This is a genomic window from Imperialibacter sp. (assembly GCF_040222815.1).
Classification (GTDB): Bacteria; Bacteroidota; Bacteroidia; order Cytophagales; family Cyclobacteriaceae; genus Imperialibacter.
The window spans coordinates 177,914-192,756 of the sequence record NZ_JAVKCH010000053.1; the positions used below are offsets into that span (position 1 = coordinate 177,914).

The 14,843-nt window shown below is 43.8% G+C and carries 13 protein-coding genes and 1 tRNA gene; 8 read left to right on the top strand and 6 right to left on the bottom strand.

The annotated features are described in order from the left end of the window. The first annotated feature begins 171 nt into the window (after positions 1 to 171). A complete protein-coding gene (locus RIF36_RS25795) occupies positions 172 to 1,467 on the top strand; it encodes an aryl-sulfate sulfotransferase (RefSeq protein WP_350125908.1) in 1,296 nt (431 codons plus the stop codon). A gap of 53 nt (positions 1,468 to 1,520) precedes the next feature. Here the strand turns inward: RIF36_RS25795 and RIF36_RS25800 are convergent, their stop codons facing one another. Beyond that, positions 1,521 to 2,786, bottom strand: a complete 1,266-nt coding sequence (locus RIF36_RS25800) for a monooxygenase (protein WP_350070822.1) — start codon at positions 2,784 to 2,786, stop codon at positions 1,521 to 1,523. Between the two features lie 125 nt (positions 2,787 to 2,911). Between RIF36_RS25800 and RIF36_RS25805 the strand changes: the two genes are divergently transcribed. Next, positions 2,912 to 3,913: a sulfotransferase family protein gene (locus RIF36_RS25805; protein ID WP_350125911.1), complete on the top strand. Its 1,002-nt coding sequence runs from the start codon at positions 2,912 to 2,914 to the stop codon at positions 3,911 to 3,913. On the opposite strand, the gene rfaD is transcribed toward RIF36_RS25805, so the two are convergent. Beyond that, on the bottom strand, positions 3,910 to 4,875 hold the full coding sequence (gene rfaD, locus RIF36_RS25810; protein WP_350125914.1) for an ADP-glyceromanno-heptose 6-epimerase: 966 nt from the start codon (positions 4,873 to 4,875) through the stop codon (positions 3,910 to 3,912). The genes RIF36_RS25805 and rfaD overlap by 4 nt on opposite strands. 114 nt (positions 4,876 to 4,989) lie before the next feature. On the opposite strand from rfaD, the gene RIF36_RS25815 reads away from it, so the two are divergent. Continuing rightward, positions 4,990 to 5,409, top strand: coding sequence for a 6-pyruvoyl trahydropterin synthase family protein (locus tag RIF36_RS25815; protein WP_350125917.1), 420 nt, complete (start codon positions 4,990 to 4,992; stop codon positions 5,407 to 5,409). Positions 5,410 to 5,457: 48 nt separating this feature from the next. Next, positions 5,458 to 6,576 (top strand): lipid-A-disaccharide synthase, encoded by a 1,119-nt coding sequence (lpxB, locus tag RIF36_RS25820; protein ID WP_350125920.1) that lies wholly within the window; start codon positions 5,458 to 5,460, stop codon positions 6,574 to 6,576. Here lpxB and clpX read toward each other — a convergent pair. The 4 genes from clpX to RIF36_RS25840 all read right to left on the bottom strand — a co-directional run bounded on the left by clpX (position 6,573) and on the right by RIF36_RS25840 (position 10,089). Next, positions 6,573 to 7,805, bottom strand: a complete 1,233-nt coding sequence (clpX, locus tag RIF36_RS25825) for an ATP-dependent Clp protease ATP-binding subunit ClpX (protein WP_152000686.1) — start codon at positions 7,803 to 7,805, stop codon at positions 6,573 to 6,575. The genes lpxB and clpX overlap by 4 nt on opposite strands. Positions 7,806 to 7,824: 19 nt before the next feature. After that, positions 7,825 to 8,511 carry a ClpP family protease gene (locus RIF36_RS25830; RefSeq protein ID WP_317488187.1) on the bottom strand — a complete coding sequence of 229 codons (687 nt, stop codon included), beginning with the start codon at positions 8,509 to 8,511 and terminating at the stop codon, positions 7,825 to 7,827. Between the two features lie 85 nt (positions 8,512 to 8,596). Beyond that, positions 8,597 to 9,931, bottom strand: coding sequence for a trigger factor (tig, locus tag RIF36_RS25835; protein WP_350125923.1), 1,335 nt, complete (start codon positions 9,929 to 9,931; stop codon positions 8,597 to 8,599). 76 nt (positions 9,932 to 10,007) lie between these two features. Next, positions 10,008 to 10,089: transfer RNA gene (locus RIF36_RS25840), tRNA-Leu, on the bottom strand. 95 nt (positions 10,090 to 10,184) lie between these two features. Between RIF36_RS25840 and RIF36_RS25845 the strand changes: the two genes are divergently transcribed. The 4 genes from RIF36_RS25845 to RIF36_RS25860 are packed head-to-tail and all read left to right on the top strand — an operon-like array spanning position 10,185 to position 14,606. Next, complete coding sequence (locus RIF36_RS25845; RefSeq protein ID WP_350070840.1) at positions 10,185 to 12,410, top strand: RelA/SpoT family protein; 2,226 nt, start codon at positions 10,185 to 10,187, stop codon at positions 12,408 to 12,410. 33 nt (positions 12,411 to 12,443) lie between these two features. Continuing rightward, positions 12,444 to 12,929, top strand: coding sequence for a Fur family transcriptional regulator (locus tag RIF36_RS25850; RefSeq protein ID WP_152000635.1), 486 nt, complete (start codon positions 12,444 to 12,446; stop codon positions 12,927 to 12,929). A 53-nt stretch (positions 12,930 to 12,982) separates the two neighbouring features. Continuing rightward, positions 12,983 to 13,327 carry an STAS domain-containing protein gene (locus RIF36_RS25855; RefSeq protein WP_350070843.1) on the top strand — a complete coding sequence of 115 codons (345 nt, stop codon included), beginning with the start codon at positions 12,983 to 12,985 and terminating at the stop codon, positions 13,325 to 13,327. Between the two features lie 4 nt (positions 13,328 to 13,331). Further along, positions 13,332 to 14,606: an adenylosuccinate synthase gene (locus tag RIF36_RS25860; RefSeq protein ID WP_152000633.1), complete on the top strand. Its 1,275-nt coding sequence runs from the start codon at positions 13,332 to 13,334 to the stop codon at positions 14,604 to 14,606. Positions 14,607 to 14,843 lie beyond the last annotated feature (237 nt).

Consider the following 14,843-nt stretch of genomic DNA (forward strand, 5'->3'; position numbering starts at 1 on the left):
GCCTCAATCGCTGAATTTGTGTGGTAAAGCAGAATCGAATATTTCTTTCGCTAAAAGAGCGGGCACTAGTGCTTGGAAATTTGAAGACTATGTTAGTAGATGTTGATGTCTCCTGATTTGCCTGCTGGGGCAACATGTTTTGTAGCTGTTTGTTAGAGAAGTTTCAATGATATGAAAAGATTGGACATTTTGGCTGTTGCCAGCCTTATTGCAGTGATGTGCGCCTGCCAGGGCTCTTCTGGTACTAGTAAAGATGCTATAAGTGTTGTTCCACCCTTGGCTAGTACCGTTAAACTCTACAACCCGGATTTAATAGACAGTAGTTCAGTTTTTGTGGTGGAAAGTGGAGGTACTTCGGCATACCTGATTAGTAAAGCAGGAAAGAGACTCTATACATGGACATTTGGTTTGTCACTTGGTGCTGATATCGAGCTACTTCCTAATGGTAAGCTTCTTGGAATGTTCAAAGCGCCTACCCCAGGCTTTAGTTTTGGTGGTGGATATGGAGGTGTCATTCAAATCATCAACCCCGATAGTTCTGTCGATTGGGAATTCCAATACGTATCAGACGATCTGCTTGCACACCACGACTTGACGCTTTTGCCAAACGGCAACATCCTTTTTCTAGCCTGGGAGAAAATTGACTCCGTTACGGCAAAGAAGGCCGGTGCTAGTGTGGGCTATGATATTTACCCGGAAAAGGTGGTGGAAATTGATACAGCCACCAGAGAGGTGGTTTGGGAATGGCGTAGCTGGGATCATATTGTCCAGGATAAGCTAAATGGAGCGCCTACCTATGGAGTGGTTGCTGAGAGGCCGGACAAGATAAATATCAACTATTTATTGCGGCCAGATGGTGATCTAATGCATGCTAATGGTATAGACTACGATCTGGAGAACGATTTGATTTTCATTAGTGTAAATTACTTTAGTGAAGTATGGGTGGTCGATCATAGCGCCAGCACAGAAGAGGCCAGAGGTGGTAGTGGTGGCAAATTTGGCAAGGGAGGTAACCTGATATATAGGTTTGGAAACCCCGAAGCATATGGCAATGCCAAAGGCACGAGATTGTTTGATAGAATACACTTTCCTAACTTATTGAGGAAGGAAGGACGGCAGATGCCTAATGTGTTGATTTACGAAAATGGGCTTACGGCAAAGCGATCTACTGTGTATGAGTTTGAGATGCCGGAAGAGCTTCAGCTACTGCCAGATTGGGACAACGAACCCAAAGTGGTTTGGAGTTTTACCGATAGTCTTTTATCGTACGGCCGAATTTCCGGTGCGGTGAGAACAAATAATGGAAATACCTTGATTTGTGAGGGGGACTACGGGTTTTGGGAGGTTACAGCAGACGGCGAGGTAGCTTGGAAGTACAATGATACTAGCGCTACATTTTGGCGGGGATATGCATATTACGAAAACGATGAGGCTTTGTCTTTTCTAAAAGGAATGTCAACTCACTAGTGTAAGCTTATTGGCTAGTAGGAGGTGGCCATCAGTAGAATGATCGATGTCGACTATTTCTCCAGATAGTATAGGATTAGGTTTAGCATTTCGCTGGTAGTGTTCCACCCATAGGTAACATCCTTTGGTGGAAAGGTGGGATTGGCAGGATTCCCGGCAGTATTGTCAAATGTGGCCTGCACGGTTAAGAGAGATCCCTTTGGGATTTCGACCAATTCCTTAAATTGATAGGTAGTTTGCCAGTTGAAATCCCACTTGTCAATCTTGATCAGGGGAATCTCCTTTTTATCGGGCGTAACAGCAAAGGCTTTGAAATTTGCGCCGAGATAGTGCATATGAGGGTTTACAGCTATCACCTCTATGTTGCTCTCAATCGGATAAACTGCTTCGAAGTAAGGCTTCGTATTTTTGGGTATAAAAAATTGCCTATTCACAATAAACTCCTCGGTTACGGTGATCGTTTTGACCTCTTTTTCTATTTCCCCCTTGGCCAAATATAGATTGATCGTCGATAAATCTTCTTCTTCCACCGACGACGGAGCGTAATGTATGTTGAGTATGAGGTCGACATCTTTGTTGATTTTCTTGCCGGATCCCTTGGGGAAAAAGATGGGAAAGTTGCCTGGCACCCAGCCGTAAAGGAACCTGTCAAGTGGGGGATATTTGTTGAATTGCCAGATAGCTGAATCGTTCGCAGAGAGTCCTTCAATATTTCTCACCATATGTGAAGTATCAGTCATCACCCGGCTGTGGTGAACAAGCCTTTTGTTGCCTGGAATAAATTCTATAGCCTCTAAATATGTGTCTTCCGGTAGGTTTGTTGGGATGTTAAAAAATCTATAATCGTCTCTATTGGTATTGCTGATAACATACGGTTGCTGCATTGAGAAGGAAAGATCAGGCTCCCTGGCAGGGTAAGGGCCTTCTGGAATTGCCTCAATTGTTTTACCATCATTCGAGTCCCCGGCTTCTTTTCCTTGTGCCACCCATAATTGTATTTTGCTTATTTCGTCGTTCGACAGCAAGCGTTCGTTCAAATAGGTTTGATAAGTGGGGTCTGCTTGCCACGGCGGCATGTACCTGGTTTTGGTCACATAGACAATAAAGTCGGCCTTGTTGGCGACCTCTTGATATGTTATGAGATTAAAGGGGCCAGCTTTTCCGGGCTGGTGGCACGGAGTGCAATTCTGATATATAATGGGTTGAATGTCCTCATAGAAAGTCAGTGTCGTTTTGTTCTGCGCAAGCAAACAAAGGCTGCTATTCCACAGGAGTGAAATAAGTGCAATAGATTTAATGGCGGGGAACTCTAATTTCATGTCAGCCAAATGCAGATTTTACGCCAACCTAATAAAAAATAACCATTAAAATTTCCCACTTTCTCTTTAAGGCCATGTTTCGCTAGATTGCATGGTTTGAAGTAGAAGATCAGTAGTCGACAAGGATGAAGAGAATACAAATAATAGGAACGCAGCGATCAGGTTCCAATTTGCTCAGGGTAATGTTGAACCAGCACCAGAACGTTTGCGCTCCCCACCCGCCTCATCTGTTGAAAACATTTTACCCTTTGTTGCCGAGGTATGGAAATCTACAGTCTAGTGATAATTTCGCTGAACTTGTTGAGGATATGATCACCTGGGTAGAGTTAAATCCAGTTGCGTGGCGGGGTTTCAGCCCGTCGTCAAGTCAAATCATCGACAAGTGCACTTCACCGACAATTTTTCAAGCTTTTAAGGCCATTTATGATTGGGAAGCAACATTAAATGGGAAGAACGTTTGGGTATGCAAGAGCATGACAAACTATGAGTTTGCCGACGATTTTGAAGGTGAGAAAATATTTGACCACTACATTTTTCTATATCGGGATGGGCGAGACGTTGCCTTGTCTTTTTCTAAGGCCATTGTTGGCCCAAAGTCGGCCTACTACTGTGCGGCACAATGGAATTACGATCAAACAGCTTCCATTAAACTGCAACAAAGGCTTGGCCCAAAAGTGTTCCCTTTAAGTTATGAGCAACTAATTCAGAACCCTGCTGGCGAGCTTGAACGTCTCTTTGCGGCTATTGGATTGGAAATGCCTGAAGACCTTTTCGAATTTCCTTCTTCGGCAGAATCAAGAGTTACCGCCGATGCAGGAGAGATGTGGAAGAATGTCGTACGGCCTATAATACCGGACAATAAGCTCAAATATGTCGAGGAGATGAGTCAGACGGATCAAAATATATACGAGTCAGTAGCCGGAGCAGCGCTGCATTCTTTGGGCTATCCCGTTTACTATTGGCCGGAACATACCTTGTCATTTTCAGAACAAGATTTGGAAAGAATGGCTCAGAAAGAGGCTGTTCTGAAATCAGAGGCGAAAACGAGAACTCCGTTGCATGACCTTAACCTCAGAAGAGGACAAGATGAATTTCACTCTCATTTGTTGCAACGAAAGGCTATTTAAAAATAGGCTTTATTTGTTAAGTAAAGCTTAACATAATCTTCAATCCCACTCTCCAGTTCGGTAAATGGCTGATCATACCCGATCGACCTTATCTTAGTCATATTAGCCTCGGTAAAGTACTGGTATTTGTCCCTGATGTCTTCAGGCGTGGGAACGAACTCAATCTCAGGAGTTTTTCCCAGTGCGTTGAACACTGCCAGCACTAAATCCTTAAATGTTCTCGCATGTCCTGAACCAAGGTTGTAAATGCCACTGTCTTTCCTATGATGCATCAGAAACTGGCAAATGCTGCACACATCCATCACATACACAAAGTCACGCATTTGCTCACCGTCTTTGTAGGCTGGGTTATGCGATTGGAAAAGCTTCATTTTGCCTGTTTTTTCTATTTGATGGTGGGCATGAAGAATCACAGAAGCCATTCTGCCCTTGTGATATTCATTGGGGCCGTATACGTTGAAGAATTTGAGACCAGCCCAAAAGAACGGTTTCTTCTCCTGCTGCAATACCCAAATATCAAACTCATTCTTCGATTCACCATAGGGATTCAATGGCTTGAGTTCAGAAAGCCTCGATTCGTCGTCGTCGTACCCAATTTTACCCAAGCCATAAGTAGCGGCAGACGACGCATACACCAGCGGAATTTGATACAGCGCACACAACTCAAAAACCTTTTTCGAATAGTTGGTATTCAGCTTCCAAAGAAGCTCCCGGTCAAACTCGGTAGTGTCTGTGCGTGCTCCCAGATGAAAGATGAATTCTATCTGCTTTTGATTATTCTCAATCCAGCTGAAGAAGTCATCTCTGTCCACCCTCTCTATGAGTTGCTTCTCCTCGAGGTTTTTGTTTTTTTCCTCGTTGGAGAAATCATCAACAGCCACAATGGCCCGAAAGCCTTTCTTGTTCAGGCTTGAAATAAGGCAGCTTCCAATAAAGCCAGCAGCACCAGTTACTACGATCATTGAGAGTTATTTTGCCCAAATATAGGGGTAATTAACAGGCCAATAAAGCCTAAAGACCGAAAGCCTGCGCAAGACGCACACATTCTTCTTATATTTGCGGAAATTTGTTGGGGAATGATTTACGTAAGCAGGAAGGAACATTTTAACGCAGCCCATAAGCTATACAACCCGGCGTGGTCTAAGGAGAAAAACGAAGCAGTTTTTGGCCCTTGTGCCAACGAAAACTGGCATGGGCATAATTTTGACTTGATCATAACAGTAAAAGGAATGCCCGATCCGGAAACAGGCTTTGTGATTGACCTAAAGAAATTAAGTACGCTTGTTCGCACAAGGGTTGTCGACAAAGTGGACCACAAAAACCTTAACCTGGATGTCGATTTTCTCGAGGGGAAAATGGCGAGCTGTGAAAATATAGTATTTGAATTCTGGAAGATACTCTTTCCAGGAGTGAAAGAAATTGCACCAAATGCCACCCTGCATGCCATCAAGTTGTATGAGACACCCCGTAATTACGTAGAGTATTTTGGGGAATAGCTTTCTTTTGTCTGCCTCACAATCACTAACCACTCAAGCCCGGACCGAATGAAGTACTTTTTGATTGCAGGAGAGAGATCGGGTGATTTACATGGGTCTTTTCTTATCAATTACTTAAAGAAAGCCGACCCGGAAGCGGAAATAGTGGGGTGGGGTGGCGACTACATGGAAAAGGCGGGGGGCACTATCCTCAAGCACTATCGGGAGCTGGCTATCATGGGGTTTTGGGAGGTTGTCAAAAACCTGAGAACCTTGGCCAGGCTTCAAAAAGAGTGCAAAAACAGCATTTTGGAGTTCAATCCGGATGCGGTGGTTTTTATCGACTACCCGGGTTTCAACCTGAGAATTGCTGCTTTCACTAAGGCAAAAGGTTTCACCAATTTCTACTACATCTCGCCAAAGGTATGGGCATGGAACCAAAAGCGGGCGTATAAGTTGAAACGGCTCATCGATAGGCTTTTTTGTATTCTTCCTTTCGAAGTGGAGTTTTTTAATAGGTATGAGTTTGAAGTCTCCTATGTGGGCAATCCTCTGAAGGAGGCCATTAGGTCATATGATTTCGATGAGCAGTTTTTAAGTGCCAGGGCGGACAAAAAAGTGGTCGCCGTGCTGCCGGGAAGTCGGGCGCAGGAGGTAGCCAATGTGGTCGAAATGCTCAAGCAGGTAGTCCCGGCAAAGCCCGAATTTCATTTTCTGGTGGCAGCGGTTGACAACCTTCCGGATAGCGCATACGAAGCGCTGAAACATAGTGGAGGAAACGTAGAACTGGTTTACAACAAGACTTATGAAATCCTGAAGATAGCCGAGGCAGCCATTGTTACCTCTGGCACCGCCACCCTCGAAGCAGCCTTGTTAAAAGCACCGCAAGTTGTTATTTATCGAACCAGTGGCATTTCCTACGCCCTGGCCAAAAGGCTTATCAAGGTGCCTTTCATTTCTTTGGTCAACCTGATAGCAAACAAGGAGGTGGTGAAGGAGCTTATCCAGGACGAAATGTCGCCCCAGAATGTGCTAAAAGAGATCAATGCCATCGTCTCCGATAGTAATGGATATAGAAACAAGATGCTGCAAGGCTACGATTTAGTAGATTCAACGATAGGAGATCAGAACGCTCCCGAACAAGCGGCCAGGGAAATGGTATCCTTCCTGAAACAAAAAAAGGCCTAAGCGGCCTTTAGTCTTTTGAACTTCGATTTGTTCATTTTCTCTTCAGCGTAATCCTTGCTGATAACCAGCTTGTCGATATCCTTCGATGAGGGAATTTCAAACATCGCATCGTTAACAATTACCTCGCAGATAGATCTTAATCCTCTGGCACCAAGCTTAAACGCCACGGCTTTGTCGACGATAAAGTTCAACACTTCGTCGTCAAACTCAAGCTCTACACCTTCCATTGCAAACAGCTTCTTATATTGTTTGGTCAGTGCGTTCTTGGGAGAAGTAAGTATTTTTTTAAGCGTTTCCTTATTTAAAGGATCCAGGTAGGTTAGTACCGGCATACGACCGATAAGCTCTGGGATCAAACCGTACGACTTCAAATCTTGCGCTGTGATGTATTGCAGGAGGTTGTCCTTGTCAATAAACACATCGTCTTCCTTGTCAGCACCAGCAGCAAAACCGACAGGCCTGGTTGTCATTCTCGACGAAATCATCCTGTGAATACCATCAAAAGCACCTCCACAGATAAACAGTATGTTTTCTGTGTTCACAGTGATCATCTTTTGGTCGGGGTGCTTTCTGCCGCCCTGAGGTGGCACATTCACTTGAGTACCCTCAAGCAACTTTAAAAGCGCTTGCTGAACACCCTCTCCGCTCACGTCACGGGTAATAGATGGGTTGTCCGATTTCCTGGCAATCTTGTCAATCTCATCTATGTAAACGATCCCTCTTTCTGCCGCTTCCACATCATAGTTGGCAGCTTGCAGCAACCTTGTCAGTATGCTTTCAACGTCTTCTCCCACATAACCGGCCTCGGTCAGTACCGTAGCGTCAGCGATGCAAAAAGGCACCTGCAGGATTTTGGCCAGAGAACGGGCCAGGTAGGTTTTACCTGTCCCTGTTTCTCCTACCATTATGATATTGGACTTTTCTATAACGATATCATCATCCGTTTTTTCCTGCGTCAACCGTTTGTAATGATTGTACACAGCCACGGAAATAACCTTTTTGGCTTCATCCTGGCCCACAACAAACTCATCAAGGTGATTTTTTATCTCAATAGGCTTGATGAGGTTGAACTTCGGCTTCGCAGTGCTCGTCCTTGTTTTTGTTTCTTCTTGCAAAATTTGCTGAGCCTGCGAAATACATTTATCGCAGATATGAGCATGTATCCCTGAGATCATCAGGTCAACATCCTTTTTGTTTCTCCCACAAAATGAGCAAGTTACTTGGGCCATCTTATCTTCCAAAAGTACTTTATTTAGATGATTTTCTCTGTAAAACTTCGTCAATTAAACCATATTCCTTCGCTTCGGTTGGTCTCATCCAGTTATCCCTGTCTGAATCCTTCTCCACTTGTTCGTATGGTTTGCCAGTGTGGTTCGAAAGAATGGTGTACAAATCCTTCCGCAACTCCTGCATTTGTCTCAGGGTAATCTCCATGTCCCTGGCCTGGCCTTGCATGCCACCGCTCGGCTGGTGAATCATGATTCTTGCATGAGGCAATGCAGAACGCTTGTTTTTAGCGCCACCTGCCAATAGCACTGCACCCATTGAAGCAGCCATGCCCGTGCAAATAGTTGCTACATCAGGGGTCACATATTGCATAGTGTCATAAATACCCAAGCCCGCATAAACCGATCCACCAGGGCTGTTCACATATAGCAGAATGTCTTTCTTTGCATCCACAGACTCCAGAAACAACAACTGAGCTGTGATAATATTCCCAATATTTTCTTCCACTTGCATGCCAAGGAAAATAATCCTGTCCATGATCAGGCGAGAAAAAACATCTATTTCCGCAAATCTTGTTGGTCTTTCTTCAATAACTGACCGGGTCATGTTCTCTACTCTGCTTGCATATTGATCGAAAACAGAGCCTGAAATCCCCTGGCCTTTCACTGCGTATTTCCTAAACTCTTCTTTTGAAAGCTCTTTATACATTTGACTTATTGTTAATGGGTTGATACAAAAATAAAAAAAAAGCCCTTCTGTGAAAGGACTTCAATTTAACCCAAAAAGTTGGTTCTTAGTTCATAGGCAGATCACGGAAATCGTCAAGGCTGACTTCCTTCGACTTAATAGTCACTTGTGACTTTATGTACTCCATTACTTTCAGCGTTTGAACCTGATTGTGAACTTTCATGTAATTGTCACCATTCTCCCCCTGAAGGTAGTTGTTAACAAACATATCGATGCTCGATTCAAACTGAGAGCCCATGCCACTGCCGGCTAGCTGCCTTCTGATCAGCTTTCTGGCTTCTTCCATCACGTCCTCGTGCTCTATTTTCAAATCCTGATCCTTACTGATTTTGTTTCTTATAAGAGACCACTTCAATTCTTTGGTGTAGGCATCAAACTCTTTCTCGATATCTTCCGGAGTCAATTGACCTTCATTCGTTCTCAGCAGCCAGCTTTTCAAAAAGCTGTCAGGAAGCTCAAGCTTCGTGTTTTTGATCATTTCATTTCTGATTGACCTGTCAAGAAACATGTCTGTTTCTTGCTGGTAATTTTCAGAAATGGTTTCTTTTATTTTTTGTTCAAACTCTTCGTTTGACTTTACGGCGTCTTTGCCAAAGGTCTTGTCGAATAATTCCTGATTGACTTCGGCTTTAGCCACCCGGCTAATATTTTTTACTTCAAAAGTATATTTGCCCTTCAGTTTCTTAGCCTCATCTTTGGTAATGCCCAGAGCAATTGCCAAATCTGATTCTTCTTTGAAAAGCTTTTTGATATCCACCTCAACAACAGCACCCTTAGTCACGCCAACCAGTTTTTTCGCTTCTTTTGGCGAAAGTTTGTCGGCGTAAAGCACAATGCTTTCCTCTTTGGCGTCATCTTCACCTTTCAGAACACCGAAAAGGTTATCTCCTTCAGCTGCAGTTTCCTGGTCGCTGGTTTCGCCGAACTGGCTCTTAAGGTTTTCAACTGTTTCGGCAATTAGCTTCTTATCAACTTTTATCGAATATGACGTTACGCTGACCTTTTTGGAGAGGTCAATTGAGAATTCATCAACCAGCCCAACGTTGTATTCAAATTCAAAATCCTTCTGCACATCCCAATCAATGTCCTGTGCTTTTTCAACATTAGGAAGAGGCTCGCCAATGATCTCCAACTTGTTGTCCTTGATATAATCTGACACTTTGTGAGAAAGCATATGGTTCACTTCATCCACAAGAATCGACTTACCATACATTTTGCGAATCATGCCCTGAGGCACCTTCCCTGGGCGGAAGCCTTTAATGGAGGCTTTGCGACTATACTCCCTTATTTTTTCTTCAACTTTGGGTTGATAATCAGTTTCTGAAACCTTAATTTTAATAAGGGCTTCTGTCTTAGTAATCTTGTCGAGTTGAATATCCAATGTTGTAGAATTTTGTTGAGTCAATCCAATATAAAAAAACCCTCTCAGCAATTGCGTAGGAGGGTTTGTTTTTTAGTGCGGGTGGAGGGACTCGAACCCCCATGCCTTGCGGCGCTAGATCCTAAGTCTAGTGCGTCTACCAATTTCGCCACACCCGCTTTTGAAAACGGAATGCAAATGTAGAGAAATAATTTGTTTTGTCAACGTGTAGTAACAAAAATTTGTTTAAATAGGTATTCGTTAAGAAAGTAACATGCAGGCGGTAGATATTGAGGAAGAGAAGCGGGAAATAATTCAGAGGTATAGGCGCTTGCTGCGACTGGCAAAGCCACTGCTGAAAGATGGAGATGCCAAGCTGATTAAGAAGGCATTTAACACCTCTATGGAAGCCCATAGCGAAATGAGGCGCAAGAGCGGTGAGCCTTATATTTTTCATCCCCTGTCGGTGGCGCAGATTTGCGTGGAAGAAATTGGTCTGGGTACCACCTCTATTGTTGCCGCCTTGCTTCATGACGTAGTTGAGGACACCGACACCAGTATTGCTGATATTGAAAGGGAGTTTGGGCCGAAGATTGCCAAGATCATTGACGGGCTCACTAAAATATCCGGTGTTTTCGAATACGGCAGCTCTCAGCAAGCCGAAAACTTCCGAAAGATGCTGCTCACCCTTTCCGAAGATGTGAGAGTGATCCTCGTGAAGCTGGCCGACAGGCTGCACAACATGCGAACGCTTGGCAGCATGCCTCGCAACAAACAACTGAAAATAGCTTCTGAAACAATTTATCTCTATGCCCCGCTGGCTCACCGACTGGGATTGTACACAATAAAATCCGAGCTCGAAGACTTAAACCTCAAATTTACCGAGCCCGATACTTATAAATCTATTGCTAATAGTATAAGTCAAACCAGGGCGTCCAGAAACAAATACATCAGGTCTTTTGTGAGGCCAATACAGTCGGCCATAGAAAAATCTGGTTTGACGGTTGAAATCAAAGGCCGCCCCAAATCGATATACTCTATATATAATAAAATGCGCAAACAGAACATTCCTTTCGAGGAAGTGTACGACCTGTTTGCCATCCGAATAATTATCGACACTGAATACGAAAACGAAAAGGCGGCCTGCTGGCAGGTGTATTCCATTGTTACCGACTACTATCAGCCCAACCCCGACAGGCTTCGTGATTGGATTTCCACATCGAAAGCAAATGGTTATGAGTCTTTGCATACTACGGTAATGTCACACCACGGCAACTGGGTGGAGGTGCAAATCAGGTCTCGCAGGATGGACGACATTGCGGAAAAAGGATATGCAGCCCATTGGAAGTACAAAGAGAACAAATCAAATCCACAAGAATCCGGGCTGGAGCAGTGGATCACCCGGGTGAGAGATATGCTGGAGCAAAATGATTCTTCAGCGATTGAATTCGTAGACGATTTCAGATCCAACCTCTTTCAGGAGGAAGTTTTCGCCTTCACGCCTAAGGGTGATTTGAGGACCTTGCCACATGGTGCCACGGCACTTGACTTTGCCTTTGATATACACACCCAAATTGGGGCACGTTGCATCGGGGCAAAGGTGAATCAAAAGCTGGTTCCGCTCAATCATGTATTGAAGAATGGAGACCAGGTTGAAATCCTCACCTCCAGCAAGCAAAAACCAAACGAAGGATGGCTTCGGCTTGTTGTTAGCTCCAAGGCCAAGTCAAAGATCAAGGATCTTCTGAAAGAAGAAAGGAAAGCAGCTGCAGCCGAAGGCAAGGAAATAGTACTTCGAAAGCTGAAGCAAATGAAGTTGACGCTTTCCAGCGAAATCCTGGATCAGTTGGTGGCATATTTTGGTACAAAAACACCACTTGAGTTTTTCTTTGAAGTAGGTAAAGGCAAGATCGACTCAAAGGACATAAAGAAATTCAAGGACTTCAAGGAAGGGAATATTCAAAGGAATGGCCATAAAATTCAGGATGCCCGTGCCTTTGAAAAGCAGATCACTGAAGTAAAGGGCAAAGATCACGACTTACTACTGATCGGTGAGGACATGGATGTGATTGACTACAAATTCTCCAAATGCTGCAATCCCATCCCAGGCGATGAGGTTTTTGGCTTCGTAACAGTCAACGAAGGCATCAAAATCCACCGTACCTCTTGCCCAAATGCACCTGAGCTTTTGTCCAACCATGGTTACCGGGTGGTGAAGGCAAAATGGGCGTCCCAGCAGGCAATAGCTTTCCTTACAGGGCTGAAAATTACAGGCACCGACAGAATGGGAATGATCAACGACATCACTAAAGTGATATCGGATGAACTCAAAGTGAACATGCGGTCGATAACTATCGACACCGACAATGGGATTTTTCAGGGCGGAATTAAGTTATACATCCAGGACACGAAACATCTTGATACGCTGATTCGGAAACTCGAAGAAATTAGTGATGTTTACAGTGTCTCCAGATACGATGACTTAGAGCAGCTTGACTAAGCCAGCTTTTACTATATTTGTGACTTTGAAAGTATGGTACTCAACGAAAAAATATTCTCGGAGGTAAAAAAGATATTTACAGCTTACCTCGAAAAGAAGGAGCTACGGAAGACTCCTGAACGTTTTGCTATTCTGGAAGAAATCTATTCCAGGGGTGGTCACTTTGATGTTGAATCTTTGTACATAAGTATGAAGAACAAAAACTACAGAGTGAGCAGGGCCACTGTATACAATTCGCTTGACTTACTTGTTGAATGCGACCTGGTTTCAAAACATCAGTTTGGCCAGAACATGGCGCAGTACGAAAAATCATATGGCTATAAACAACACGATCATTTGATTTGCACAGAATGCCATAAGGTAATGGAGTTTTGTGACCCACGAATCCAGAATATTCAGAATACCGTCGGCGATTTATTGCACTTCGATGTCATGCATCATTCTCTCATCCTCTATGGCAACTGTACGAATGCCTCTTGCGGCAACAGAGAAGAGCTGGCCAAAACAGAAAAAGCATAAAATTTACTTTCTAATTTTTAAACTGAGCTTTCTCCTTATATAATTGCGCCTGAATGAAATACACACATAACATAAGCGACAAAATACTTCATCTTCATTTTGAAGGCGACTTAATCGGCGAAAACAACGGAGCCGAGTTGGTAGAGATAGTAAAAGATGCTATCGATAAACAAGTCACCCTTTGTGCGCTTTATATAGAAGATGTCAGGTATATCAACAGTAGCGGCATAGGCGTTTTGATAACAATACTTACAAAATTCAGAAACAAGGGTGGAGAAGTAGTGCTCGTTAATCCTTCTGATCATGTCAAAAAGCTGCTGGTGATCACAAAGCTCAATGCTATCTTCTCTATAGTAGACAGCAAAGGGGAGGCAGTGGAAAAACTTAAAAAATCTTAAACAAATGGCGGTAGATGTACTTTTGGGCCTTCAGTGGGGAGACGAAGGTAAGGGAAAGATTGTGGACGTTTTGGCGCCCAAATACGATGTAATCGCCAGATTTCAGGGCGGACCAAACGCAGGCCATACTTTGGAATTCGACGGTATAAAGCACGTACTTCATCAAATTCCATCTGGAATCTTCCATAGCTCTATAATCAATATCATAGGCAATGGCGTGGTGCTTGATCCGATAATATTCAAGAAAGAAGTAGAGGCTTTGTCGAAATATAATGTCGACATCAATGGACGGCTCTTTATTTCAAAAAAGGCTTCTCTTATTCTCCCAAGCCACAGCCAGCTTGATGCTGCCTACGAAAGTTCAAAAGGAGAGAAGAAAATTGGCTCTACGCTAAAGGGGATTGGCCCAACCTATCAGGATAAAGTGGCAAGGCTCGGACTCAGGGTGGGCGATATCCTGTCACCCGATTTTAAAGCAAAGTATAATGCACTTAAAGAGCAGCATCTCAAGATACTCGACTTTTACAACTACGTCCACGATTTCTCCGAAAAGGAGGAAGCTTTCTTCAAAGCAGTTGACTTTCTAAAGGACTGCCAGCTTATCGATAGTGAGTACGTGATTAATAAGCATATAAACTCCGGAGCTAAAATACTGGCTGAAGGCGCTCAGGGTTCATTGCTCGACATAGACTTTGGAAGCTACCCCTTTGTCACCAGCTCAAATACGACGGCTGCCGGGGCCTGCACCGGTCTCGGAATAGCACCGGGCAACATTGGTGAGGTCTACGGCATCTTTAAAGCCTACTGCACAAGAGTGGGAAGCGGGCCGTTCCCAACTGAGCTTCTTGAGGAAACTGGCGAAAGGCTTAGGCAAGTTGGTCATGAGTTTGGCGCTACCACAGGCCGGCCCAGGCGTTGTGGCTGGCTCGACCTGCCAGCACTGAAGTATGCTATCATGATCAATAAAGTCACATCCCTTTTCATGATGAAGGGAGACGTGCTTACGGATTTTAATCCGCTCAAGATATGTACTAGCTATTCAGTTGATGGCAAACCGACTGACGAATTGCCCCACGACCTGATAAATGGCAACTATAGCCCTGTCTTTTCTGACTTCTCCGGGTGGAATGTCCCTATCAACAAAATCAAAACTTATGACGCTTTTCCTAAGGAAGTACATCAGTACATCTCCTTTATTGAAAAAGAAGTCAATGTTCCAATTAACCTAATCTCCACAGGACCAGACAGAAGTGAAACAGTCCTCAAAGATTTTAAGTAATTTTTTAGAATAGGGTTGCAAAGTATAACATAAGAGTAGTACCTTTGCATCCCTTCTAAACGAAGAAGGAATTCCAACTGACCTACTGCTCTGTTCCTTCAAAAAATATTTATAAAATAATTTTTGGTTTTAGGGAAAAGAAGTGATTACCTTTGCATCCGCTTTCAGAGGGATAGCCAAAGAAAGGGTTGTCGGCGAGACGGCAGGTTGAGTTGAAAAGAGATTGAAGGAGGGTTA